This window comes from Streptococcus sp. HMSC066E07 (genome assembly GCF_001814695.1).
Lineage (GTDB): Bacteria > Bacillota > Bacilli > Lactobacillales > Streptococcaceae > Streptococcus > Streptococcus hominis.
On the sequence record NZ_KV817448.1, the window covers coordinates 91,327 to 113,397 of the forward strand.

Genomic DNA, 22,071 nt, shown 5'->3' on the forward strand with positions numbered 1-22,071 from the left:
CCCCCTAATCTACCCCCAAAAATACCAGAATATCACTTACTTTATAAAAGACTTTGCGAGTGTCTTCTAGTGGTGGGCGATATCGTTTTAAGCCTGCTTTTTCCCAACGTGCCAAGGTTTTGGATTTTATCCCTAGTTCCTCCTTAACCTGTTGGGCTGTCATTAGTCCAAGCTGTCTTGGCTTTGGCTGTGTATAAGACTGCAGAAAGTTAGAAAGCAAGGTTAGGGCTTCTGCCTTTAGTTGTGTTTCTGTATCTAAGCTAAATAATGCCATACTAACCGCCTTTCAAATATTTGTCTTGTTCGTCCAAGTTCGCATACATGAGGGCACTAATCCGCTTTTGCTCATCTTGTCGCTGCCTATCTAGTGCTCTGATACCTGCCAGACGTTCGCTGTCATTTGCTGGGATATAGTAATCGCCTGCTAGGTCACGGCTTCCACAAATAGCGATATGATACTTAATTACTAAACCGCGGATAATGCCTCGAACGGTTCGGATATCTAACCCTGTGAGTTTAACAATCTCTTTGCCTGTGCGTGGTCTTTCTGCTCCCTGCGGAATAAGAGCAAGCACGCGCTTATAATTCTCTGGTAAAATTGGAAGCTTCATTCAATCGTCTCTCTTTCTTTGCTGGCTAGGATAATCTGCCCTCTTTCCCACATATCGCAAAAATCCATTAAAGTTTCTAAAACTCGTTCTAGTTGGTTTCGTTCCTCAATACTGTAACAGTCAAATTTATCTTCTAGGGAAAAATCTAGCATAGTCTGATAGGCTTCTTCTAGCCAAATACCAAAGTTCTTAGCTCTTTCATTTGCAAGGTCAAAATCTTTTTTATCTGCCATGTTCTGCCTCCATAACCTCTAGCCATTTTTCAATTTTTCTTAGCTGCTTTTTAGTGATATAGCCCCTCCGCTTGTAAGCAATCGCCCAAGCATTAAACAGTTGAGTACAAATACCAGCGAGAAAGAAAAGTAGTAGCGTTAAAATTGCGCCTAGTAGTTCGCTCATTTGTTTAATGCCTCCAGTTCCTTGGGTTTGTCATTGTTTAATAGCAGAAAGGCAATTTTGTCTAGTCTTTGGCAAAGTTTTTCGTTTTGTGCATAAGCAGTCTCAATATATTTCTTAGCTATCCAGTTAAAGGTCGCTGTATCTACTTTTTGCGTTATCTCTAAGGCTTCTAGAGTTAAGTTATTCATTTCTAAGCTGTTCATGATGTCAGTTAGTTCGCTGCCTAAGTCGATTAGTTTTTCAGTGCTCAATAATACTGTTGTTGTTTTTGTCATGGTGTTTTACCTCGTTTAAATTTTCTTGTATTTATGCCCTTTTTAAGGGGTAGCGCCCTCCGTATGGTCAAAATGTCCTAGATATGGTATAATCTAGCTATAAATCTTTACTAAAACCCTTACGGCTTGCCTGCTGTATTGTTTTAGTATTTGTGTGAAAGGCTTCCTACTTGGTCGGTTGGTTAAGCCTTTTTGTTTTATTCTGTTTTTAAGCACTCTAATAAGCGTTTTGAGCGGTTGAAACGGTTAGGGATATAATTATACCCTTGAGACATTTCAAGTTGATTTTGGCTATATCTTATTGGCGAAAATCAGCTTAAAATCGATTCTATCGCTTGCTGCTTATTCAGCTTTTGAGTTATCGTTATCTTTTAAAATATTTTCAAGCCCTGTTTTGATAAAATAAAGGCTAGTTAGTGCTTGTTTTTTATCACCTTGTAAAATAGCATTGTCTGCAAGGTCGATCATAGCGTATAGATGAGCTTTTTCTTGTTCGTTTGATAGATACATTTTTTTATCCTCCTTGTTGTGGTCTAAAGACCATGGTTTTTATTTCCTGATAAGTCATGCCTAGCTTAATCATAGCAATAGCCATATCTTCTAAGTCTTGATATCTGGCTAGCTCGGTACTGGTTAGGCTAACAATGCCATTATAGCCACCACGCGCCGCCATCAGTTGTCGCTTATTCATGCCGCTAGCACCTTTCAGTAAAAGGTTGTTAAGAGTTGGGTGCGCGTGTTTTGGAGCTTGTTCCCAATGTTCAATCGCCTCATGCAGGCTTTTTCTTTTGGGCTGTTCTAAAGCCCTCTGATAGCGAAACGCCGCCACCTCGTCCCGCATTTCAAAGAATGCTTTGACTAGGTTTGTTTTGAATTCTTTAACTGGCTCGGTGTTACGTAAGTAAGTGATTAGCAACGTAGCCTGCTGCTCATTCAGAATATAGTCACGTACATTTTGCCCAGCCTCTGAAGGTGAAATTTTAAATGTCACCTTTCCGAACTTCTCAAAGGCTGCTCGGTGCTTATTCAGTAAGATTTTCAAATGCCTATGTTTTACCTCTGCACATTCTGCAATAATGCTTGAAAGTGTATACGGCTCTTTCTTGCCGTCCATGTAAACTAATTCCATACTGCGCCTCCTTTCTTATTCCTCTAGCCATGAGATAACCGCGGTGTAAATTCGGCGCGGTGCATCATAATCACCGCGTTCTACTTTAGATAGGGTGACGTGGGTTGTTCCCAACTTTTTAGCAAGTTCTTTTGCTGTGATACGCTCAATAGCACGTTTTACCCGCACACGTTGGGCCATATCTTCAGTAATTAGCATTTTATACCTCCTCACAAGTTAATAAAAAAGCAAAAGGCAGACGGTTGAAAGGTTATGATTTTATTTGTCTGCCGTCCAACTCAAAGTGAAATTTTCTGTCACTTTTTAAGTTGTAGTGTTATTTTATATCACTTATTTAGTGTTGTCAATAGTTTTGTGATATTTTTTTTCACTTTTTCTATACTTTTATTTCTCAATATGATAAAATGACCGTTGAAAGGTTGTGATTAAATTGAATAGGATTAAAGAGTTACGTCAAAAAGAAAAACTAACACAAGAAGAGTTAGCCAATAAAATAGGGGTAACAAAAAGAACTATAATAGCCTGGGAGAAGGGCGAACGCCAAATCAAACCAGATAAAACTAAAGCATTAGCTGCCTATTTTGGGGTGTCTGTGGCTTATCTTTTAGGGTATAGTGATGTCTCTGATAAATATAGAGATGATGAAATTCTAATAGATAATGGAGAGGGAGGCTTTACTTCCTTAAGTCCTTTACGTCATAATGAATTACAGGAAGAGTATAAAGAACACGTAAAAAAAGAATTTATAACTTTCTTACGTTCGCATGACTTGGTATTAAGTGATAATGAAATTCAGGCAACTCTTGAGTATATAACAAAACTCAATGTCAACTCAGTGAATAATATAGATTACAAGCGGATAATAACCGAACAAGCAGGAGCACCTCGAAAATATTTGTTAGAGAACGGTTATAAAGAACTAGGAGACCTTTTCCAATCTTCAAAAGGGATAAATAATTTTTACAAAGAAAAGGGACATAATCCTGATTATACTTTCTAACCCCTGCGTTACGATTTACTGAACTTTAGTGCTTCCTAGAGTATAAAATTTTGTCAATATCAAAGCACATAGATTATATAATAAAGTACTTGAAGGAAGCCATATATGAAGCGGGAGATTTAAATCTTATTTATAACCTTGTCAACGCTTGTCTAACATAAATAAGGAGATGAAAATGAATTCATTCGTTGCTCTTGATGTTGAAACTGCTAACGAGTCTCGTGGGAGTATCTGTTCAATAGGACTAGTGAAATTTGAAAATGGTAAAATTATAGATCATTTTTACAGTTTAATTAATCCTGAAGAAGATTTTTCCTTTTTTAATACTTTTATTCATGGAATTCATTCTGAAGATGTTGAATTTGCACCAACATTCCCAAACATACGCCCTAAACTTATTGATTTTATAAATGATCTTCCTGTTGTAGCTCATTTTGCACAATTTGATATGAATGCATTAAAAGACGTGTATTTAAAATATCAACTCCCTTTTGATAAAATTGATTATTTTTGTAGTTACTACGTTTCAAAATTTGCTTATCCTGGTCAAATTAGTTATAAACTTGATAGTCTAGCGGAACATTTTAATTTTTCTTTAAATCACCATGACGCTTTATCAGATGCTGAAGTTTGTGGTCAACTGATTTGTAAGCTAATGGATATGAATCATAAAACAGACTTGGCAGACTTTCTAAGTTCAATTCACTATAAAAAGTTTGGAACATTAGGAGAAAGAGGATTTTTACGACAATCACAACGTAAGCATTATACTCCTAAAAATAAATTTTATGAGCCTACAGAAGAAGAACAATCTAATATGGACACAACAAATCCAGTGTATGGTGCCCACATTGTCTTTACTGGAAAACTGGAACATTTCACACGTTATGAGGCAGCTAAAGCAATAGCTCTACTTGGTGGCATTCCAGAAAATAATGTAACAACAAGGACAGAATACCTTGTGATAGGAGAACAGGATTTTAGGATAGTCGGACAAAGTGGGCAAAGTTCAAAAATGAAAAAACCCTTCTCCTTACTTAGCAAAGGTCAAGAAATTGAAATTTTATCAGAATTGGACTTTTTGAAACTCTTATAATGTTTGTGTATATTACTTTTTCATACCTGCGCGTGATTTCTCGGGGTTCGTTCGGAGTTCAGCAAGTCAAATATCTTAAAATCTAATTTTTAAAACACCAACAGAAAGGAAGCCATGAACAAATTACAATTTTTAATCTATTCAGCAGATAACAACCAAGAAACAGCTAGCGTTATTATACGCGGGGAAACTATCTGGGCTAGTCAGAAAGAAATGGCTAGGCTGTTTGGTGTTGGTGTCCCTGCCATTAGTAAACACTTAAAAAATATCTTTGAAGAGGGAGAATTAGAAGAAAAAGTGGTTGTTTCCAAAATGGAAATAACCACAAAACACGGTGCAATTGCTGATAAAACCCAAACTAAGGATGTCAGCTACTACAATCTTGACGCCATTATCTCCGTAGGTTATCGGGTCAACTCTCAAAAAGCCACGCGCTTTAGACAGTGGGCTACTTCAGTTCTGCGCGAATATATGCTAAAAGGCTTCGCTATGGATGATGACCGTCTAAAACAAGGTGAGAACCTTCTGGAAAAAGACTATTTCCGTGAGCTCTTGGAGCGCGTGCGTTCTATCCGAGCTAGTGAGCGAAAAAGCCACAAAATTTCGACAACATGGGGGTGAGCATATGATACAAGAAGAATTTAAAAAAATAGTGGGGATGTGAGTATGACAGATTACGAAATTTTTTTACCAAGGATACTAGATAATGAATATGATAACCTGAATGAACTCTATCACCAATTAGACGATATTTTACCTTACTTATCAAACGAAGACGAAGTGTATTTTAACTTTGAAAATATCCGCTGGATAAATGCTGAAATGACTGTTTTTCTAGGGATGTTGTTCAGTGCTGTAACAGATAGAGGGGCAGATGTTTACGCCGTTATAGAGAACCTCTCTTTAAAATCAAAAGAAATACTTCTAAAAAATGGCTTTTTAAAGCATTTCGGCTTAAAATATGAGTTAGCCGATACCTACAACACCACCATACCATTTTTTAGAGAAACGATAGAAAGAATTGACGAAATTGACGAATATATAGATGACGAGCTTTTAAGACAGATCCGAAACAAAACTTCTGAAGAGTTTTTAGGAGAGATAAAAGAAGCTCTGTTGGAAATTATACACAACGTTCGAGACCACTCGCACTCAGATGTCTTATATGTGCGGGCAGCACTACCCGCGGAAACCTAGAGGAAGTCAAGACGGCACTATATCTTTCGCTATATCGGACAATGGGATTGGAATGATAGAAAACATCAAAACCAAAGGACATTCCTTTTCTAAAACAGAGGATTACTTTGAATGGGCTTTTGACAGAGGGACGTCTACCAAAGAAAGATATGACAGTGGCGTAGGATTGTATGAACTCAAGAAAAAGCTCCGAGGAAAAGGAGAAATAAAAATAGTCTCCAATAACGGATATTATCACATCGATAAAACGGGTGATATTACTTTTTTAGAGTTCCCATTTAACGTCTCAGGGACGCTTGTTATTATCACCTTTTTCCTTGATGATTGTCAAAATCCTTCCCTTTCTGATACAATAGATTTATCAGGACTACTAGAAGAATGGTTTTTATAAGGAGTACACATGAAAACACTAAATATCGCTGAGATCATCAATAATAAATCAGCTATCCTAGATGAAACTGGACAAATTGTTTTCCAAAAAATTAAAGAATATGTTGAGAAAGACGAGCCAGTTATACTAGATTTTACAGGTATAGAAATTCTAACCACAGCATTTCTAAACCTCGCTATCGGCCAGCTTTATGACCTAAAACCAACAAACGAACTCACAAAGCTAGTGAAGATAAAACGGTCATCAGTTAGTGAGTCTCATTTCCAAAAAATAGGTCTTGTTCTATCTAACAGTAAAGAAAAAAGACAAGAGTTATCCGATTTGCAAGATGAGGTAATGCAGGATGGCTATTGAGAAAGATTTGAATACTTATACCTTGAATCAAGGTGAGACTTTCATCGTTGATACCAATGTCTGGATATATCTCTTCTCGCCATTTTCTACCAATAGCTTTGGTTATCAAAAATTCTTATCCGAAGCACAAAATAAAAATTGCAAGCTCTTTATCAACTCGCAAATCATTTCAGAATATATCAATGTCATTTGTAGAACCGCTTACGAGAACTACGCAAGAACTTATAGATTGAATAAGAATAATTTTAAGTTCAAACGTGATTATCAACAGACTTCAGACTTCTCACACTACTATCAACTAGCTTGTGAAAGTGTAAAAAATGAAATCTTAAAGTACAGTGAAATTTTACCAATCAAACAATCGCATATCGATAGCAGTCTAAATGACTATGACCAAATGAAAGACTACAATGACTTGCTTTATACAAAAATGTTAACAAGTGACATAAAAATTGTTAGTCATGACAGAGATTTTGGAAATCATCCTGAAGACATTATCTGGATACACTATTAAAAAACCTCACACTCGCCATCGCCAAACGTTGAGTGTGAGGAAAACATGTATAAGAAACAACCGTTCAAAAGGTCGTTTTCTTGTACCTATTTTACCAAGAAATGAGGTGAAACGCAATTTAGATAGAGAAATTAAATAATTAAAGAATGTTGAAAAAATATCTGAACGTTAACAAAAAATCTTACGCAAAAGGTTTGGATGTTAGAGTGACAAGTAAAACAAGGATTGTAAAATTCAATCTATAGAAAAACAAATCAAGCACCTATCGGATCAATAGTCTCATACCCTCACAATCTCATTTATTGACCTAGATTATTTACCTCAAAACATGCCATGTTTTAAAACGTAATATAAGCCCGTTTAAGCGCTTGTTTTCTTTTCTGGTATAATTTACCGTCTTACATAAAACAAACGAAAATAGGGGCGTTCTCGTAGCTCCTAGCATGATATAAACCCAATCTAAAACTTTTACGGCTTGCCTGCTGATAGAAAGGGATATCATGAGAATAACAGAAGTCAAAAAGAAAAACGGTACAACTGTATACCGTGCTAGTGTTTATCTCGGTGTTGACCAGGTAACAGGTAAGAAAGTAAAAACCAGCGTAACAGGACGGACAAGAAAAGAGGTTAAATCAAAAGCTCAACAAGCCCAGATAGATTTTAAACTGAATGGCTCAACCATTCAAAAGGCAGTCATGGTCAAGAATTTTCAAGAGCTGGCTGATATATGGCTAGAAAGCTATAAGCTGACCGTTAAGCCACAAACCTATGAGGCAACATTGAGCAATCTAAGAACCCATATTTACCCAGTTTTTGGGAACAGACAACTTGACAAGATAACGGCTAGTGATATACAAGTTTTTATCAATCAGTTATCAAGATATTTTGAAAACTTTGTGACAATACGGTCAATCATCAGGAGGATTTTTCAGCAAGGAATATTGCTGCAATTTGTCACCAATAACCCAGCTAGAGATATTATACTTCCTAGAAGACAAAAGAAGGCTGATAACAAGGTAAAGTTTATTGCTCCAGATGACTTGAAAGCTTTTCTTGATAATCTAGAAAAGAAGCAGTACAAGCGTTATAGTTTGTATTATGAGTATGTCCTTTATCATTTGCTCTTGTCTACAGGGTTACGGATTGGTGAAGCCTGCGCCTTAGAATGGACTGACATAGACCTTGATAAGAGTACAATCACAGTAAATAAAACGTATAACAAAGGCTTAAAGGCGGTTAGTACAGCTAAGACCAAGTCAGCCAATCGAACCATTAGCATAGACAAGAAAACGGTCAATATGCTGCGTCTATACAAGAATAGGCAACGCCAGCTATTTTTCGAAACCGGGGCGCGTGCTCCGTCTGTAGTCTTTGCCGCCCCTACAAGAGAATATTTTGATTTGGCAATTAGGCAAAGCGCTTTAGATACCCGTTGTAAAGAAGCAGGTATCCCTCGCTTTACCTTTCACGCTTTCCGCCATACTCACGCTAGTTTATTGCTGAATGCTGGTATCTCATACAAAGAATTACAATATCGCTTAGGTCATGCAAATATTACAATGACCTTAGACATTTACAGCCACCTATCAAGAGACAAAGAAAAAGAAGCAGTAGCTTACTTTGAGAAAGCCATTAGCTCCCTTTAGTCCACAAAAAGGTGAACAAATTGAGTTTTTGATAGCTGTAAACATCATCAGAACCTTATTAAATCAACGTTTAGAAAGGGTAAAACCAAAAACTATGTCAAAAATTATAGAACTACCAGAAAATCTTGCCAATCAGATTGCGGCAGGTGAGGTCATTGAGCGGCCTAGCAGCGTTGCCAAAGAGTTGGTAGAAAATTCTATTGACGCGGGCGCTAGCCAAATTACAATTGAGATTGAAGAAGCGGGACTCAAGAGCATTCAAGTCATTGATAATGGCGAAGGAATTGAGCATGAGGAGGTTTCCTTGGCTTTGCGGCGGCATGCTACTAGTAAAATCAAGAAACAAGCCGACCTTTTTCGAATTCGGACATTGGGCTTTCGCGGTGAAGCGCTTCCGTCGATTGCTTCTGTTTCACGCTTGACAATTGAAACTGCGACAAATGGTGGAACACATGGAACGCTTCTGATTGCGCAAGGTGGAGAAATTGAAACTATAGAACCAAGTAGCTGTCCTAGAGGCACCAAAATCAAGGTGGAAGATCTCTTTTTCAACACACCTGCTCGCTTAAAATATATGAAAAGTCAACAAGCAGAACTGTCTCACATTGTAGATGTAATGAACCGTTTGAGTCTAGCACATCCAGAGGTCGCTTTTATCTTGCTCAATGATGGTAAAGAGTTGACTCGGACGGCAGGAACAGGAAATTTGCGTCAAGCAATTGCTGGTATCTATGGATTAACAACAGCAAAAAAAATGATTGAAATTTCAGCATCTGATTTGGATTTTGAAGTATCAGGCTATATTAGTTTTCCAGAATTAACAAGGGCTAATCGGAATTACATCACCATTCTCATCAATGGTCGCTACATCAAGAATTTCCTGCTCAATCGAGCTATTTTAGATGGATATGGTAGCAAGCTCATGGTGGGACGTTTTCCGATTGCTGTGATTGATATTCGGATTGACCCATATCTTGCTGATGTCAATGTTCATCCGACCAAGCAAGAAGTGCGGATTTCAAAAGAGAGAGAACTGATGGCCTTGATTTCGCAAGCCATTTCTGCGAGTTTAAGAGAGCAGGATTTGATTCCGGACGCTTTGGAAAATTTAGCAAAATCAACCATTAACCGAGCAAATAAACCTGAGCAGACGAGTCTCCCACTCAAAGCAAACCGACTCTATTACGATAAAGAAAGAAATGACTTCTTTGTGAAACCACAAGTGTCAGAAGCTCAACCTTCTTTTGAGGAATCTGCCCGATTAGACCAACAATCTGCTGATACAGATGAACTCAATTCAAAAGTTGCTTCTGTCAAATTTGCAGAAAGGCAATCTCCTTCTTACAATCAACTAGATCATCCAGAGCTGGATCAGGCGAGCTTAGAGAGAGCTTTAGATAAGTTGGGTGGAGAAGAAACTTCAACGTTTCCAGAATTGGAATATTTCGGGCAAATGCACGGCACCTACCTTTTTGCTCAAGGAAACGGTGGTCTTTATATTATTGACCAACATGCAGCTCAAGAGCGAGTAAAGTATGAATATTACCGCGAAAAAATCGGAGATGTAGATGCTAGTCAGCAGCAGCTTCTGGTTCCCTATATCTTTGAATTTCCAGCTGATGATATGTTGCGTCTGAAACAACGAATGACTCTTTTAGAAGAAGTCGGTGTTTTCCTTGAAGAATACGGAACTAATCAATTTATTCTTCGTGAACATCCCATTTGGCTTAAGGAAGAGGAGATCGAATCAGGTATTTATGAGATGTGCGATATGCTGCTTCTAACCAAGGAAGTCTCTATCAAGAAATATCGCGCTGAGCTAGCTATTATGATGAGTTGCAAACGCTCTATTAAAGCCAATCACAGTTTGGATGACTATTCAGCGCGTGATTTGATTTTTCAGTTATCACAATGTGACAATCCCTACAATTGTCCACATGGTCGTCCCGTTTTGGTCAACTTTACCAAATCTGATATGGAAAAAATGTTCCGTCGGATTCAGGAAAATCATACCAGTCTGAGAGAATTGGGGAAATACTAAATATCCTGAAAACAGAGAGTTACCATATTCTCTGTTTTTTAGCTTTTTTCTATCCAATGTGAGGTTTTTCCAACAGCTTCAATTTTTTCTAGTTGAAAATATGATATACTAAAAGGGTTGAAAAGGAGAAGTCATGTACGAATATTTTAAAGGAATCATCAGCAAAATTACAGCTAAATATATTGTATTGGAAGTCAACTCTATCGGCTATATTCTTCATGTGGCTAACCCCTATGCTTACTCAGGACATCTCCATCAGGAAGCTAAGGTCTATGTTCACCAGGTGGTGAGAGAAGACGCTGAGCTCCTTTACGGCTTTGCGACCGAGGAGGAGAAGCAACTCTTTCTCAGCTTGATTTCAGTCTCAGGTATTGGCCCAGTGTCTGCCTTAGCCATCATTGCGGCAGATGATAATGCGGGCTTAGTGCAAGCCATTGAGCAGAAAAACATCACCTACCTGACCAAGTTTCCTAAGATTGGTAAGAAAACAGCCCAGCAGATGGTGCTGGACTTAGAAGGCAAGGTAGTGGCTGCGGATGGTCCGTCAGAAAGCAAGGCACCCATCCAGACTGTGGATAATCAGGAGCTGGAAGAAGCCATGGAAGCCATGCTGGCTTTGGGCTACAAAGCTGCTGAGCTCAAGAAAATCAAGAAATTCTTTGAAGGAACGACGGATACAGCAGAAAACTATATCAAGTCTGCTCTTAAGATGTTAGTGAAATAGGAGAAAGCTATGACCAAACGCTGCGGCTGGGTAAAAATGAATAACCCCTTGTATGTAGCCTATCATGATGAGGAGTGGGGCAAGCCCCTCCATGATGATCAGAAATTATTTGAACTACTTTGCATGGAGACCTATCAAGCTGGACTTTCTTGGGAGACCATTCTGAATAAACGCCAGGCTTTTCGGGAAGCTTTTCATTTCTATGATGCTCAGAAAATTGCTCAGATGACAGATGCAGATCTAGATGGTTTGTTAGGCAATCCTGATATTATCCGTAACAAGATGAAAATTTATGCGACCAGGGCTAATGCCCAAGCTTTTTTGGCTGTTCAAAAGCAGTTTGGCTCGTTTAATGACTATATCTGGTCTTTTGTAGACTTCAAAACGATTGACAATGAAATTTTGAACTACAAGGAAGCGCCAGCCAAGACAGAGCTGTCAGAAAGCATGTCTAAGGAGCTAAAAAAGCAAGGCTTCAAATTTGTCGGTCCTGTTTGTGTCTATTCATTCCTAGAAGCAGCCGGCCTTATCAATGATCACGAAAAGGATTGTGACTGGAAGTAGAACAATGAAAACAAGAAAATTTCAGCTCATTTTTATCTCTCTATATACCATTTTATTCCTAGGCAGAGGGTTGCAGCTTATTGGACAAAAATAGCTGAATTATCCAGTATATTTCCTTATTGACCATAATTAAATGAAAACCTAGAAGTTCCAGATCTCTAGGTTTTTTTGTCATTTTCTTTATTTCCTCATTCTCCTTTCTGCATCCAAATCTTTTCCTTGATAAAGATGCGTAGTTCATAGAAAAGAATAAAGAGGGTGGAGATGAGGAAGCCAGCCATAAAGATATGATGCAAATAGGCAAAAATAGCAATCTCAACCAAAACGGAGAAGAGATAGAAAATGACTAAATAATGCCATTTCTTGGCCTTGCTATCTTCGATGACCTTTTTCTCCAAGCGCTCATCCTCCTTGATGAGTGTGTCCAGTCTGATATCGAACTCCCGACTGATGGCAATGAGATTTCCAATATCAGGGATACCTTTTTCGCTTTCCCAGCGAGCAATGGCGGAGCGGGAAACCTTGAGTCTTTCTGCCAAAGCCTCCTGAGTGAGCTGATTTTGTTGACGAATATCTTTGAGCACTTGTGAAATTTTCATGATAATCTCCTTTCTTTGAATAAAAATATTTAGACGATTTCCTTTTTTCATCTCCATTATAAAAATATTCAAACTATTTGCCAATAGCATTGACCTAACAATCCAGTTATTATCCATAACAAACAATATTTTTAAAGTTTTCCACAGCATGTTGACAAGTGTGTCAAGGAACTTGACAGCTCTTTTTATTTCCTGAAATGAAAATCAACTTTTTTAAGATTTTTTGTGATAAAATAAAATCAATTGCGAATAGTAAGGTAGGAGGTTCTATGAAAGCAGAAATTATTGCTGTGGGTACTGAAATTCTGACAGGTCAGATTGTCAATACAAACGCCCAATTTTTATCTGAAAAATTAGCGAGTCTGGGAGTAGATGTGTATTTCCAAACAGCGGTCGGAGATAATGAAGCTCGTCTGTTATCCATTTTAGAAATCGCTCGAAATCGTAGTAATTTGATCATCTTAACTGGAGGATTAGGTCCAACAGAAGATGACTTGACTAAGCAGACTTTGTCAAAATTCTTAAATCGTAGGTTGGTATTTGACCGAATGGCTACGGAGAAATTGGATCGCTTCTTCGCAAGTAGATCAGACTATGTGCGAACACCCAATAATGAGCGACAAGCTCAGATAGTGGAAGGCTCGACTCCTCTCCAAAACGAAACCGGACTTGCGGTGGGGGGCGTGATTGAAGTCAGTGGCGTGACTTATGTCGTTCTGCCTGGACCGCCTAGTGAATTAAAACCTATGGTAAATAATGAGCTGGTTCCGCTCTTAGCAACTGGTCAAAAATTGTATTCAAGAGTTTTGCGTTTCTTTGGTATTGGTGAAAGTCAATTAGTAACCCTTTTAGGGGATTTAATTGATACTCAAACGGATCCGACAATTGCTCCTTATGCTAAGACGGGAGAAGTGACATTGCGATTGTCCACCAAGGCTACTAGTCAAAAGGAAGCGGATGTTAAGTTTACTCGTTTAGAAAAGAAAATTTTGGCAGTACAGACTTTTGAGAAACAACATTTAGCTGATCTTTTCTATGCTTATGGAGATGATAATTCTCTGGGACAAACAGCTTTTGAACTGTTGAGAAGAGCAGGAAAGACTGTCACAGCAGCTGAAAGTTTGACTGCAGGACTCTTTCAAGCAACTTTGGCAAACTTTGCTGGAGCCTCCAATGTCTTTAGTGGTGGCTTTGTTACCTACAGTATGGAAGAAAAGAGCCGAATGCTGGGCATTTCATTGGCAGGCTTGGAAAAGCATGGGGTAGTTTCAGCTTTTACAGCTGAGAAAATGGCTGAGCAGGCAAGAAAATTGACCGCTAGTGACTATGCGGTGAGCTTAACAGGTGTCGCAGGTCCAGACAGCTTAGAAGGACATCCAGCAGGGACAGTTTATATCGGCCTAGCAACCACAGAAGACGTTCAGTCTATTAAGGTTAATATTGCCGGTCGCAGTCGGAAAGATGTACGTGAAATAGCCGTTCTGCATGCTTTCAATCTGCTGCGAAAAACTTTATTAAAAAACGAAAATATGCTATAATGATTAGGTAGGCAAAAAAATAATTTATCACTATACAGGAGAAATAAATGGCAAAAAAACAAAAAAAATTAGAAGAAATTTCAAAGAAATTTGGCGAGGAACGTCAAAAAGCGCTAGATGCTGCACTTAAAAATATTGAAAAAGATTTTGGTAAAGGAGCGATTATGCGCCTAGGTGAGCGCGCTGAACAAAAAGTTCAAGTCATGAGTTCAGGTAGCTTGGCGCTAGATATCGCTCTTGGTGCAGGAGGGTATCCAAAGGGGCGGATTATTGAAATCTATGGACCAGAGTCTTCTGGTAAGACGACCGTAGCTCTTCATGCAGTAGCGCAGGCTCAAAAAGAAGGCGGTATTGCAGCTTTTATTGATGCAGAACACGCTCTTGACCCGGCTTATGCACAAGCCCTTGGAGTTAATATTGATGAACTTTTACTTTCTCAGCCAGACTCTGGTGAGCAAGGTCTTGAGATTGCTGGGAAATTGATTGACTCTGGTGCGGTAGATTTGGTAGTTATTGACTCCGTGGCAGCCCTCGTACCACGTGCTGAGATTGATGGAGACATTGGAGATAGTCACGTTGGTTTGCAAGCGCGGATGATGAGTCAAGCTATGCGTAAATTGTCTGCTTCTATTAACAAAACGAAGACAATTGCGATTTTCATCAACCAATTGCGTGAAAAAGTTGGTATTATGTTTGGAAATCCAGAAACAACACCTGGTGGTCGTGCCTTGAAATTCTATGCGTCTGTTCGTTTGGATGTTCGCGGAAATACCCAAATCAAGGGAACTGGTGATGAAAAAGATACCAATGTTGGTAAGGAAACTAAGATTAAGGTTGTGAAGAATAAGGTTGCTCCGCCATTTAAGGAAGCTTTCGTAGAAATCATGTATGGCGAAGGAATTTCTAAAACAGGCGAGTTGATTAAAATTGCGACAGACCTTGATATTATCAAAAAAGCGGGTGCTTGGTATTCTTATAATGATGAAAAGATTGGTCAAGGGTCTGAAAATGCTAAGAAATACTTGGCGGATCATCCAGAAATTTTTGATGAAATTGATCATAAAGTTCGAGTGCATTACGGTTTGATTGAGGATGATGCTGAAGATGAAAAAAATGCAGAAGCAACTAAATCAGCAAACAAGGTGGAGGAAGTAACGCTAGACTTGGATGACGCGATTGAGATTGAGGAATAATTTTTTAAAAATAGGTCGCAAGACGGAGGGATTTTGTGGTATAATATAGTATGATAATAGTACCGTGTGGCGAAAGGAGTACTTACATGATTACAATTTATACTGTCTCAAGTTGCACTAGTTGTAAAAAAGCAAAAACATGGCTCAATGCTCACCAGTTAACTTATAAAGAACAAAATCTTGGTAAAGAAGGAATTACAAAAGAAGAGTTATTAGATATTCTAACAAAAACTGAAAATGGGGTTGCAAGCATTGTTTCTTCAAAAAATCGTTATGCGAAAGGCTTAGGTGTAGATATTGAAGAATTAAGTGTGAATGAAGTGATTGACTTGATTATGGAAACTCCACGCATCTTGAAAAGCCCTATTTTAGTAGATGACAAGCGCCTACAAGTGGGCTACAAAGAAGACGATATTCGTGCATTCTTACCTCGCTCGGTTCGTAATGTTGAAAATACAGAAGCGCGTTTACGCGCAGCCTTGTAAAGAGTGGAATTTCCACTCTTTTTTTATTTCGATGTTTATTGATATTAAAAATATGATAAAATAAAGAATGAGGAGGAGTTAATCCATGAAAAGAAGCCTGATTCTATTAACCATTATTCTTACAGTCTTAGCAGGATGTGGTCAAAAGAAAGAAACAAAATCAAAAACAAGCAAGCAATCAATTGATAGTACGTTGCCAGTTATTGCAAACGCTGAAAAAGAAACAGTTGTGACAAAAACCTTATCATTCCCTAAAACAGCTGAAGGGGTTCAACAAACACAAACAATTACTTACAAAGGCGATCAATTTTTAAGTTTAACGATTGAGCAAATCATGCCGATGAAAGAAGAAATGAAAAAAGTAGTTGCGGAAGTTGGAGTTGCTGAGGCACAAAAATTATTGGAGAAATCTTTGTCTGAAGATGAAAAATTTACACAAGCAAAAAGTTTGGAAGGTTTTTCGACCTCTTTGGAAATTATAAATGAGCAAGAATTGAAGCGAATTCATACTTTTGATTTTCAAGTTTTGGATGTTAATAAAGCCGCAAATACTGAGTATTTAAAGAATATGAAATTAAAAGAATTTTTAAAAATGAAACCAAAAGAATATGTTGAAGATCAGATTGCCAGTGGTGCAACGGAAGTCAATCAATAACTTGTTAAACACGAATTGATTTTTTAGACGGCTCTTTTTGACAACGCTTACAAAAGATGGTATACTATTCTTATAAAGCTCTAAAATACAAGGAGGATATTTTTATGAGAAAATCGGTTGTTTTGTTAGGAGCAAGTTTGTTGCTACTCACAGCTTGTGGTCAAAAATCCGGTCAGAATCAGTCAGGGAATAGTAAGACTGGTTCGAGTGTTGTGAAAAAGGATTCTGTTGTGACCAAGTCTTTTCAACAAAAACAGACTGTCCAAGGGATTGAACAAACACTTACGCAAACTATTTCTTATGAAGGAAAAACCTTTAAGAAGTTTGTGATAAATCTTGAACAAATACTTCCTGAAAATATGAAGAGTGCATTAGCGGGTCAAGATTTAGAAAGCACTAAGCCGTACTTGATTTCTGCTTTTGAAAAGGCTGCAGGATTGGATAAATTTAAGTCTTTGGGCGGTGTTGATGTTAAAACAGACATTACAAAAGACTATATTATTAAAGTTACAATCAATATTGATATGAGCAAAATCAACCTTGATGAAGCATCAAAACTGGATACATATGGCTCTATGTTTTCAACTATCAAAAATTTAACACCCAAACAATATATTGAATCTGTCAAAGCAGCTGGTGCTAAAGAAGTTGCAAATCCATGATTTTATAGGTGTATATGAAACAAAAAAAGCTGAATTTATTCAGCTTTTTTCAACCCCTTTCATTTGTGAAAAGCCTTGAAATGTGCTATAATATAGGTATTCTAGTGAAAGAAGGTGTAATTGTGGGATTTACAGATGAGACAGTACGTTTTAATCTTGATGATTCAAACAAAAAAGAGATTAGCGAAACATTGAAAGATGTCTATGTGTCGCTGAATGAAAAGGGGTATAACCCAATCAACCAAATCGTAGGATACGTGCTTAGTGGTGATCCTGCGTATGTACCTCGCTATAATAATGCACGAAATCAAATTCGTAAATATGAACGTGATGAGATTGTAGAAGAATTAGTTCGTTATTATTTGAAAGGGCAAGGCATTGATCTCTAATGAGAATGATGGGGTTAGATGTTGGTTCAAAAACAGTCGGTGTCGCGGTTAGTGATCCACTTGGTTTTACAGCTCAAGGACTTGAAATTATTCCTATTGATGAAGAAAAAGGGGAATTTGGTTTTGATCGTTTGAGTGAGCTTGTAAAAGAATATAAGGTTGACAAGTTCGTTGTAGGACTCCCAAAAAACATGAACAATACAAGTGGTCCGCGTGTCGAAGCAAGTCAGGCCTATGGTGGTAGACTGGAACAGCTGTTTCAGCTTCCTGTTGACTATCAAGATGAACGCCTAACAACGGTAGCTGCGGAGAGAATGTTGATTGAGCAGGCAGATGTGAGCAGAAAGAAGCGGAAAAAAGTGATTGATAAGCTCGCAGCGCAGCTCATATTGCAGAATTATTTAGATCGAAATTTTTAATAAATAAAGGAGAAAACATGGCACACGATCATAACCATGACCATGAACACGAAGAGCGTGAATTGATTACGCTAGTAGACGAGCAAGGGAATGAAACTTTGTTTGAAATTCTCTTGACCATTGACGGAAAAGAAGAATTTGGTAAAAACTATGTTCTCTTGATTCCAGCTAGCGCAGAAGAAGATGAAAATGGCGAGGTAGAAATTCAAGCCTACTCGTTTACTGAAAATGAAGACGGAACAGAAGGTGATTTGCAACCAATCCCAGAAGATTCAGATGCTGAATGGGACATGATTGAAGAAGTTTTCAATAGCTTTATGGAAGAATAAAAATTGTGTATACTAGCTTTTCATATTACAGACGATGAAGAGATTAAAAGGCTGTGTGAATCGTTATTTTATGGTATACGAATGAATGGTTGGTTTAATTCCTATGTGGAGCAAGAGTGCTAACTATTCAAGTGAGTTGTGGGGTGTGACATGAACCAAAGTCTGGTTCTGTTTCACCCTCTTTTTGCTGGGAGAAGAATATGAATGAAATTGAAATGTGGTTGGAAAGTCGCATTGGACTAAACTTTCGCTCTGGTTTAGACCGAATGAGTCAGGCGGTAAGTCTTTTGAATCATCCTGAAGAAAATTATCCCATTATTCATGTGACAGGAACGAACGGGAAAGGCTCAACGATTGCGTTTATGAGTCAGCTATTCGTGCAGCACGAAAAGAAAGTAGGGACCTTTACGTCGCCTCACATGGCAAGTGTTCATGACCGGATTTGTATCAACCATGAACCCATTTCTGATGAAGATTTCACTCGGCTGGGACGCCAAGTTCAGGAAATGGAAAAACAGCTTCGACCGATGCATAACCTACTTTCTTATTTTGAAATTTTAACGCTTATGGCTTTATTGTATTTCAACGAAGAGCAAGTAGATGTGGCTTTAATTGAAGTGGGCATTGGTGGGCTTTTAGACACGACAAATGTAGTGGCAGGAGATATTGCGGTGGTGACGTCTGTGGGTTTGGATCATCAAGAAACCTTAGGAGACTCCATAGCCGCCATTGCGGAGCAGAAAGCAGGGATTTTTAAGGAGAAAAAAGTGGCTGTCATCGGACCACTGGCTGAAGAAGCGAGAAGGATCTGTGAACTGCGTGCGAAAAAGCTAGATGTTGTTTTGTACGAATATGGCAGAGATTTTTCGTTTTCAAAAGGACAATTTTTCAGCCCAGATGTGAATATTCCTCATCTAAAGTTGAGCCTAGCAGGTACTTATCAGGAAGAAAATGCCGCTGTTGCTTTGCAAAGTTTTCTTTTGTTTATGGGGCAACACAGCTGGCAAGTGCAAATAGAGCTAGTACGAAAAGCTCTGCAAGAGACACATTGGGCAGGGCGGCTGGAATATTTTGAGCGAGGAATTTATCTGGACGGGGCTCACAATTTACCAGCTTTGTCCCGTTTGGTGGAGTTTATTCACCAGCAAGAACAAAAAGAAATTTTTCTCTTATTCGGTGCTTTGAAACGCAAAAATTATCAGGGGATGCTGTCTTATCTTCAGCAGGAATTGCCTCATGTGCAGTTGTTCGTAACGACTTTTGAGGATGACGGTGCAATAGATAAGCAGAATCTTACAACCGAAACCTACGTTTCCTCTTATCGGGAGTTTATTGAACAATTCATTAAAAATTCTACTGATAATCAGCTTCTTTTTGTGACAGGTTCTCTTTATTTCATTGCGGAAGTTCGTGCTTTTCTTTTGGAGAAAGAAATTGACTGATTAGAATGGTGGATAGTATAATAGAAATGTAAGCAAAGGAGGATAAAAATGGTACAATTAAAGAAATTCAGCTACATCGCATTTTTTCTGATAGGACTTATCATTTTGGCATCATGCGCCAAGTCTAACCAAACTTCACCGTCTTCTCAATCTGTCTCAAGCAGCCAATCAACTACAGTCTCAAGTGAGAGTAGTGCTTCGTCAACTATTGCGGAAAATTCGTCAGAAAAATTAGACGGTACTTATAAAGGTATGGACGAAGAAGATGAGATTACTTTGGTTATCAAAGGAAATAGTGGTACGTGGACAGAAAAAGAGCCAAACGGTAAAGAGAAAGTAAAACAAGTAAGCATTGATTCGACAAATCAGAGAATGACGATTGGTGATGACATTGATCGTTATATGATTGATGGCGATCGGTTAACGATTGAGGATATTGAGCAAGAAAATGGAGAAAATGATACAGTCGTTTTAACGAAGCAATAACCTGTCTAATGTTGGTGCAAAATTTCTTGATCAAAATTTGATATGATCTTGTGAAAACTAGGACGCGTTTGATTTAAGTTTATTGATTCATACAAGTCGATAGGAGAAGTTGCATTTGTTTTAGCGAATTATTCACAAAGGGGCTTGCTTCATGAACTTTATCTGTTGCCTTTAACTGCTTTCTAAATTGGTAGTGGACAACAATCAGTATTCTAGTTAAAATGTAGAAATAGGGAGTAGGAGAGAAAGTTGATGGTTACGAATCACAACTTTGCTTTTACTCTTTTTTGCTCTAATGAAAAAATACTTTGAATATAGAAGAATGAGTGATTCTGGCTTGATTTATTAGGAAATCCCCGTTATACTAGTACTAAGTAAAAGCAGGGGGAGAAAATGAATCTTAGGAAATTTCAGCTATTGATGTCAAAATATGGTTTTAGTATTATTATCATGGTACTAGAACTTGCACTCATTTTTTGGTTTTTCTTTTGGCTTGGTCGCTGGACACCTACTTTATGGATTGTCTTTGTGATTTTATTCAGCTTGGCAACGATTTTAGCGATTGTCAATCGCTCAATGACACCAGAAAGCAAAGTAACTTGGCTCTTGGTAGCGTTTGTTCCAGTCATTGGCCCCTTGCTTTATTTGATGTTTGGTGAGCGCCGATTGTCCAGAAGTGAGCTGAAACAGTTAAAAAATATGGATCAGATGAAATTTCGTGAGGACAATAGCTATGAGTTGCGGTTAGACTTGAAAAAGACAGATAAATCAGCTTACGGGATTATCAAGTCGCTTCTCAGCATGGATCATAATGCGGATGTTTACGACGGCACGGAATCGCAATTTTTCCCTTTGGGAGAAGCGATGTTCCAGAAAATGCTGGAAGATTTACGCAATGCAGAAAAATTTATTTTTTTGGAATATTACATTGTAGAAGAAGGTCTCATGTGGAATAGTATTTTGGATATTCTGCGTGAAAAGGCAGCCCAAGGTGTGGAAGTGAAAATGCTCTATGATGACATTGGCTGTATGGCAACTCTTTCGGGAGATTATACCAGCCGATTGCAGGCTATGGGGATTGACGCTCATAAGTTTAACAAAGTGATTCCGCGGATGACGGTGGCTTATAATAATCGAGATCATCGGAAAATCCTCGTCGTTGACGGGCAGATTGGCTATACTGGTGGCATCAATCTGGCAGATGAATACATCAATCACATCGAGCGATTTGGTCACTGGAAAGACGGCGGGATTCGTCTGAATGGGCGCGCTGTGAAAGCCTTGACACGGCTGTTTCTGATGAACTGGTATATCAACCGTGGGAAAATCAGTGATTTCGATCGCTATCATTTGGATAACAAAGCTGTAGATGCGCCAGGGCTCTATATTCCGTACGGGAGTGGACCGAAGCCCATGTACAAAGCTCAAGTGGGTAAAAATGTCTATCAAAATATAATCAGCCAGGCGACAGATTATGTGTATATTGCCACGCCGTATTTAATCATTGATTATGATTTGACGGAAGACATCAAAAATGCTGCTATGCGGGGGGTAGATGTCCGAATTGTGACACCTTATATTCCAGATAAAAAAATCATTCAGCTCATTACGCGAGGAGCTTATCCAGATTTAATGGCGGCTGGGGTTCGGATTTACGAATATACACCGGGCTTTATTCACAGTAAGCATGTAGTGGCTGATGATGACTTTGGTGTTGTCGGAACAATCAATTTTGATTACCGCAGCTTAGTTCATCACTATGAAAATGCTGTTTTGATGTATAAAACGCCTTCTATGTTTGACTTGAAGCGAGATTTTGAGGAGTTGTTTGAAACCTCACAAGAAATACATGAAGATACCATTAAAAATACCTGGTATCAACGCTTGATTAAAGAAATTGTCGAATTATTTGCACCGATGCTATAAAATTCTT

At 38.3% G+C, this 22,071-nt stretch carries 30 protein-coding genes and 1 pseudogene; 22 read left to right on the forward strand and 9 right to left on the reverse strand.

What is annotated here, in order from left to right; all coding sequences use genetic code 11:
* Positions 1 to 4 precede the first annotated feature (4 nt).
* The 8 genes from HMPREF2984_RS05855 to HMPREF2984_RS05880 form a co-directional block, all read right to left on the reverse strand.
* On the reverse strand, positions 5 to 274 hold the full coding sequence (locus HMPREF2984_RS05855; protein ID WP_070670762.1) for a MerR family transcriptional regulator: 270 nt from the start codon (positions 272 to 274) through the stop codon (positions 5 to 7).
* 1 nt (position 275) lies between these two features.
* A complete protein-coding gene (locus HMPREF2984_RS05860) occupies positions 276 to 611 on the reverse strand; it encodes an NADPH-dependent FMN reductase family protein (RefSeq protein ID WP_070670764.1) in 336 nt (111 codons plus the stop codon).
* Complete coding sequence (locus HMPREF2984_RS05865; RefSeq protein WP_070670766.1) at positions 608 to 844, reverse strand: hypothetical protein; 237 nt, start codon at positions 842 to 844, stop codon at positions 608 to 610. The genes HMPREF2984_RS05860 and HMPREF2984_RS05865 overlap by 4 nt, the downstream gene beginning before the upstream one ends.
* Positions 834 to 1,010 (reverse strand): hypothetical protein, encoded by a 177-nt coding sequence (locus HMPREF2984_RS09720; protein WP_003027795.1) that lies wholly within the window; start codon positions 1,008 to 1,010, stop codon positions 834 to 836. The genes HMPREF2984_RS05865 and HMPREF2984_RS09720 overlap by 11 nt, the downstream gene beginning before the upstream one ends.
* The gene (locus HMPREF2984_RS05870) at positions 1,007 to 1,285 is read right to left on the reverse strand and encodes a hypothetical protein (RefSeq protein ID WP_003027794.1); all 279 of its coding nucleotides are present in this window, start codon (positions 1,283 to 1,285) and stop codon (positions 1,007 to 1,009) included. The genes HMPREF2984_RS09720 and HMPREF2984_RS05870 overlap by 4 nt, the downstream gene beginning before the upstream one ends.
* Positions 1,286 to 1,627: 342 nt before the next feature.
* Complete coding sequence (locus HMPREF2984_RS09725) at positions 1,628 to 1,795, reverse strand: hypothetical protein (RefSeq protein ID WP_003075312.1); 168 nt, start codon at positions 1,793 to 1,795, stop codon at positions 1,628 to 1,630.
* Positions 1,796 to 1,799: 4 nt separating this feature from the next.
* A complete protein-coding gene (locus HMPREF2984_RS05875) occupies positions 1,800 to 2,414 on the reverse strand; it encodes a Rha family transcriptional regulator (RefSeq protein WP_070670767.1) in 615 nt (204 codons plus the stop codon).
* Between the two features lie 15 nt (positions 2,415 to 2,429).
* Positions 2,430 to 2,612: a helix-turn-helix domain-containing protein gene (locus tag HMPREF2984_RS05880; protein ID WP_070670769.1), complete on the reverse strand. Its 183-nt coding sequence runs from the start codon at positions 2,610 to 2,612 to the stop codon at positions 2,430 to 2,432.
* A gap of 223 nt (positions 2,613 to 2,835) precedes the next feature.
* Here HMPREF2984_RS05880 and HMPREF2984_RS05885 point away from each other — a divergent pair, with 223 nt between their 5' ends.
* The 11 genes and pseudogenes from HMPREF2984_RS05885 to HMPREF2984_RS05935 all read left to right on the forward strand — a co-directional run bounded on the left by HMPREF2984_RS05885 (position 2,836) and on the right by HMPREF2984_RS05935 (position 11,941).
* On the forward strand, positions 2,836 to 3,414 hold the full coding sequence (locus HMPREF2984_RS05885; RefSeq protein ID WP_070670771.1) for a helix-turn-helix domain-containing protein: 579 nt from the start codon (positions 2,836 to 2,838) through the stop codon (positions 3,412 to 3,414).
* Between the two features lie 175 nt (positions 3,415 to 3,589).
* Positions 3,590 to 4,510, forward strand: a complete 921-nt coding sequence (locus tag HMPREF2984_RS05890) for an exonuclease domain-containing protein (protein WP_070670773.1) — start codon at positions 3,590 to 3,592, stop codon at positions 4,508 to 4,510.
* Between the two features lie 114 nt (positions 4,511 to 4,624).
* Positions 4,625 to 5,101 (forward strand): annotated as a pseudogene (locus HMPREF2984_RS05895) (virulence RhuM family protein); the annotation flags it as partial.
* Between the two features lie 75 nt (positions 5,102 to 5,176).
* Positions 5,177 to 5,707, forward strand: a complete 531-nt coding sequence (locus tag HMPREF2984_RS05900) for an MBL fold metallo-hydrolase (protein WP_070670775.1) — start codon at positions 5,177 to 5,179, stop codon at positions 5,705 to 5,707.
* 52 nt (positions 5,708 to 5,759) lie between these two features.
* Complete coding sequence (locus tag HMPREF2984_RS05905; protein ID WP_070670777.1) at positions 5,760 to 6,098, forward strand: hypothetical protein; 339 nt, start codon at positions 5,760 to 5,762, stop codon at positions 6,096 to 6,098.
* Between the two features lie 9 nt (positions 6,099 to 6,107).
* Complete coding sequence (locus HMPREF2984_RS05910) at positions 6,108 to 6,452, forward strand: STAS-like domain-containing protein (RefSeq protein ID WP_070670778.1); 345 nt, start codon at positions 6,108 to 6,110, stop codon at positions 6,450 to 6,452.
* Positions 6,442 to 6,966, forward strand: coding sequence for a type II toxin-antitoxin system VapC family toxin (locus tag HMPREF2984_RS05915; RefSeq protein WP_070670780.1), 525 nt, complete (start codon positions 6,442 to 6,444; stop codon positions 6,964 to 6,966). Before HMPREF2984_RS05910 ends, HMPREF2984_RS05915 begins: the two co-directional genes overlap by 11 nt.
* 500 nt (positions 6,967 to 7,466) lie before the next feature.
* Positions 7,467 to 8,612 (forward strand): tyrosine-type recombinase/integrase, encoded by a 1,146-nt coding sequence (locus tag HMPREF2984_RS05920; RefSeq protein WP_070670782.1) that lies wholly within the window; start codon positions 7,467 to 7,469, stop codon positions 8,610 to 8,612.
* Positions 8,613 to 8,706: 94 nt separating this feature from the next.
* The gene (mutL, locus tag HMPREF2984_RS05925) at positions 8,707 to 10,653 is read left to right on the forward strand and encodes a DNA mismatch repair endonuclease MutL (RefSeq protein ID WP_070670806.1); all 1,947 of its coding nucleotides are present in this window, start codon (positions 8,707 to 8,709) and stop codon (positions 10,651 to 10,653) included.
* A gap of 133 nt (positions 10,654 to 10,786) precedes the next feature.
* Positions 10,787 to 11,377 (forward strand): Holliday junction branch migration protein RuvA, encoded by a 591-nt coding sequence (ruvA, locus tag HMPREF2984_RS05930; RefSeq protein ID WP_049533426.1) that lies wholly within the window; start codon positions 10,787 to 10,789, stop codon positions 11,375 to 11,377.
* A gap of 9 nt (positions 11,378 to 11,386) precedes the next feature.
* Positions 11,387 to 11,941 (forward strand): DNA-3-methyladenine glycosylase I, encoded by a 555-nt coding sequence (locus tag HMPREF2984_RS05935; RefSeq protein WP_049533427.1) that lies wholly within the window; start codon positions 11,387 to 11,389, stop codon positions 11,939 to 11,941.
* A 188-nt stretch (positions 11,942 to 12,129) separates the two neighbouring features.
* Here the strand turns inward: HMPREF2984_RS05935 and HMPREF2984_RS05940 are convergent, their stop codons facing one another.
* Positions 12,130 to 12,540 carry a helix-turn-helix domain-containing protein gene (locus HMPREF2984_RS05940; protein ID WP_049533428.1) on the reverse strand — a complete coding sequence of 137 codons (411 nt, stop codon included), beginning with the start codon at positions 12,538 to 12,540 and terminating at the stop codon, positions 12,130 to 12,132.
* Between the two features lie 269 nt (positions 12,541 to 12,809).
* On the opposite strand from HMPREF2984_RS05940, the gene HMPREF2984_RS05945 reads away from it, so the two are divergent.
* The 11 genes from HMPREF2984_RS05945 (at position 12,810) to cls (ending at position 22,064) form a co-directional block, all read left to right on the forward strand.
* Positions 12,810 to 14,078, forward strand: coding sequence for a competence/damage-inducible protein A (locus tag HMPREF2984_RS05945; protein WP_070670783.1), 1,269 nt, complete (start codon positions 12,810 to 12,812; stop codon positions 14,076 to 14,078).
* Between the two features lie 47 nt (positions 14,079 to 14,125).
* Positions 14,126 to 15,271 (forward strand): recombinase RecA, encoded by a 1,146-nt coding sequence (gene recA / locus HMPREF2984_RS05950; RefSeq protein ID WP_049533430.1) that lies wholly within the window; start codon positions 14,126 to 14,128, stop codon positions 15,269 to 15,271.
* 86 nt (positions 15,272 to 15,357) lie between these two features.
* Positions 15,358 to 15,756 (forward strand): transcriptional regulator Spx, encoded by a 399-nt coding sequence (spx, locus tag HMPREF2984_RS05955; RefSeq protein WP_003027770.1) that lies wholly within the window; start codon positions 15,358 to 15,360, stop codon positions 15,754 to 15,756.
* An 85-nt stretch (positions 15,757 to 15,841) separates the two neighbouring features.
* Positions 15,842 to 16,411, forward strand: coding sequence for an SP0191 family lipoprotein (locus HMPREF2984_RS05960; RefSeq protein ID WP_003040606.1), 570 nt, complete (start codon positions 15,842 to 15,844; stop codon positions 16,409 to 16,411).
* A 104-nt stretch (positions 16,412 to 16,515) separates the two neighbouring features.
* Positions 16,516 to 17,073: an SP0191 family lipoprotein gene (locus tag HMPREF2984_RS05965; RefSeq protein ID WP_049533431.1), complete on the forward strand. Its 558-nt coding sequence runs from the start codon at positions 16,516 to 16,518 to the stop codon at positions 17,071 to 17,073.
* A gap of 122 nt (positions 17,074 to 17,195) precedes the next feature.
* Positions 17,196 to 17,462, forward strand: coding sequence for an IreB family regulatory phosphoprotein (locus tag HMPREF2984_RS05970; RefSeq protein WP_009569646.1), 267 nt, complete (start codon positions 17,196 to 17,198; stop codon positions 17,460 to 17,462).
* The gene (gene ruvX / locus HMPREF2984_RS05975) at positions 17,462 to 17,881 is read left to right on the forward strand and encodes a Holliday junction resolvase RuvX (protein ID WP_049533432.1); all 420 of its coding nucleotides are present in this window, start codon (positions 17,462 to 17,464) and stop codon (positions 17,879 to 17,881) included. The genes HMPREF2984_RS05970 and ruvX overlap by 1 nt, the downstream gene beginning before the upstream one ends.
* Positions 17,882 to 17,898: 17 nt before the next feature.
* Positions 17,899 to 18,210 carry a DUF1292 domain-containing protein gene (locus HMPREF2984_RS05980; protein ID WP_003027765.1) on the forward strand — a complete coding sequence of 104 codons (312 nt, stop codon included), beginning with the start codon at positions 17,899 to 17,901 and terminating at the stop codon, positions 18,208 to 18,210.
* A 200-nt stretch (positions 18,211 to 18,410) separates the two neighbouring features.
* Positions 18,411 to 19,652, forward strand: a complete 1,242-nt coding sequence (locus HMPREF2984_RS05985; protein ID WP_070670785.1) for a bifunctional folylpolyglutamate synthase/dihydrofolate synthase — start codon at positions 18,411 to 18,413, stop codon at positions 19,650 to 19,652.
* Between the two features lie 48 nt (positions 19,653 to 19,700).
* The gene (locus HMPREF2984_RS05990; protein ID WP_003027763.1) at positions 19,701 to 20,138 is read left to right on the forward strand and encodes an SP_0198 family lipoprotein; all 438 of its coding nucleotides are present in this window, start codon (positions 19,701 to 19,703) and stop codon (positions 20,136 to 20,138) included.
* A gap of 393 nt (positions 20,139 to 20,531) precedes the next feature.
* The gene (gene cls, locus HMPREF2984_RS05995) at positions 20,532 to 22,064 is read left to right on the forward strand and encodes a cardiolipin synthase (protein ID WP_049533434.1); all 1,533 of its coding nucleotides are present in this window, start codon (positions 20,532 to 20,534) and stop codon (positions 22,062 to 22,064) included.
* Positions 22,065 to 22,071 lie beyond the last annotated feature (7 nt).

What these genes read in the sequence shown, in the direction of transcription:
- ruvA (WP_049533426.1), top strand. Translation starts at nt 10,787, where the DNA reads ATGTACGAATATTTTAAAGGAATCATCAGCAAAATTACAGCTAAATAT.
- HMPREF2984_RS05910 (WP_070670778.1), top strand. Translation starts at nt 6,108, where the DNA reads ATGAAAACACTAAATATCGCTGAGATCATCAATAATAAATCAGCTATC.
- HMPREF2984_RS05875 (WP_070670767.1), bottom strand. Translation starts at nt 2,414, where the DNA reads ATGGAATTAGTTTACATGGACGGCAAGAAAGAGCCGTATACACTTTCA.
- HMPREF2984_RS05900 (WP_070670775.1), top strand. Translation starts at nt 5,177, where the DNA reads ATGACAGATTACGAAATTTTTTTACCAAGGATACTAGATAATGAATAT.
- HMPREF2984_RS09720 (WP_003027795.1), bottom strand. Translation starts at nt 1,010, where the DNA reads ATGAGCGAACTACTAGGCGCAATTTTAACGCTACTACTTTTCTTTCTC.
- HMPREF2984_RS05940 (WP_049533428.1), bottom strand. Translation starts at nt 12,540, where the DNA reads ATGAAAATTTCACAAGTGCTCAAAGATATTCGTCAACAAAATCAGCTC.
- spx (WP_003027770.1), top strand. Translation starts at nt 15,358, where the DNA reads ATGATTACAATTTATACTGTCTCAAGTTGCACTAGTTGTAAAAAAGCA.
- HMPREF2984_RS05855 (WP_070670762.1), bottom strand. Translation starts at nt 274, where the DNA reads ATGGCATTATTTAGCTTAGATACAGAAACACAACTAAAGGCAGAAGCC.
- HMPREF2984_RS05890 (WP_070670773.1), top strand. Translation starts at nt 3,590, where the DNA reads ATGAATTCATTCGTTGCTCTTGATGTTGAAACTGCTAACGAGTCTCGT.
- ruvX (WP_049533432.1), top strand. Translation starts at nt 17,462, where the DNA reads ATGAGAATGATGGGGTTAGATGTTGGTTCAAAAACAGTCGGTGTCGCG.
- HMPREF2984_RS05945 (WP_070670783.1), top strand. Translation starts at nt 12,810, where the DNA reads ATGAAAGCAGAAATTATTGCTGTGGGTACTGAAATTCTGACAGGTCAG.
- HMPREF2984_RS05965 (WP_049533431.1), top strand. Translation starts at nt 16,516, where the DNA reads ATGAGAAAATCGGTTGTTTTGTTAGGAGCAAGTTTGTTGCTACTCACA.
- HMPREF2984_RS05980 (WP_003027765.1), top strand. Translation starts at nt 17,899, where the DNA reads ATGGCACACGATCATAACCATGACCATGAACACGAAGAGCGTGAATTG.
- mutL (WP_070670806.1), top strand. Translation starts at nt 8,707, where the DNA reads ATGTCAAAAATTATAGAACTACCAGAAAATCTTGCCAATCAGATTGCG.
- HMPREF2984_RS05960 (WP_003040606.1), top strand. Translation starts at nt 15,842, where the DNA reads ATGAAAAGAAGCCTGATTCTATTAACCATTATTCTTACAGTCTTAGCA.
- HMPREF2984_RS05990 (WP_003027763.1), top strand. Translation starts at nt 19,701, where the DNA reads ATGGTACAATTAAAGAAATTCAGCTACATCGCATTTTTTCTGATAGGA.
- HMPREF2984_RS09725 (WP_003075312.1), bottom strand. Translation starts at nt 1,795, where the DNA reads ATGTATCTATCAAACGAACAAGAAAAAGCTCATCTATACGCTATGATC.
- HMPREF2984_RS05880 (WP_070670769.1), bottom strand. Translation starts at nt 2,612, where the DNA reads ATGCTAATTACTGAAGATATGGCCCAACGTGTGCGGGTAAAACGTGCT.
- recA (WP_049533430.1), top strand. Translation starts at nt 14,126, where the DNA reads ATGGCAAAAAAACAAAAAAAATTAGAAGAAATTTCAAAGAAATTTGGC.
- HMPREF2984_RS05935 (WP_049533427.1), top strand. Translation starts at nt 11,387, where the DNA reads ATGACCAAACGCTGCGGCTGGGTAAAAATGAATAACCCCTTGTATGTA.
- HMPREF2984_RS05905 (WP_070670777.1), top strand. Translation starts at nt 5,760, where the DNA reads ATGATAGAAAACATCAAAACCAAAGGACATTCCTTTTCTAAAACAGAG.
- HMPREF2984_RS05985 (WP_070670785.1), top strand. Translation starts at nt 18,411, where the DNA reads ATGAATGAAATTGAAATGTGGTTGGAAAGTCGCATTGGACTAAACTTT.
- HMPREF2984_RS05870 (WP_003027794.1), bottom strand. Translation starts at nt 1,285, where the DNA reads ATGACAAAAACAACAACAGTATTATTGAGCACTGAAAAACTAATCGAC.
- HMPREF2984_RS05920 (WP_070670782.1), top strand. Translation starts at nt 7,467, where the DNA reads ATGAGAATAACAGAAGTCAAAAAGAAAAACGGTACAACTGTATACCGT.
- HMPREF2984_RS05865 (WP_070670766.1), bottom strand. Translation starts at nt 844, where the DNA reads ATGGCAGATAAAAAAGATTTTGACCTTGCAAATGAAAGAGCTAAGAAC.
- cls (WP_049533434.1), top strand. Translation starts at nt 20,532, where the DNA reads ATGAATCTTAGGAAATTTCAGCTATTGATGTCAAAATATGGTTTTAGT.
- HMPREF2984_RS05860 (WP_070670764.1), bottom strand. Translation starts at nt 611, where the DNA reads ATGAAGCTTCCAATTTTACCAGAGAATTATAAGCGCGTGCTTGCTCTT.
- HMPREF2984_RS05915 (WP_070670780.1), top strand. Translation starts at nt 6,442, where the DNA reads ATGGCTATTGAGAAAGATTTGAATACTTATACCTTGAATCAAGGTGAG.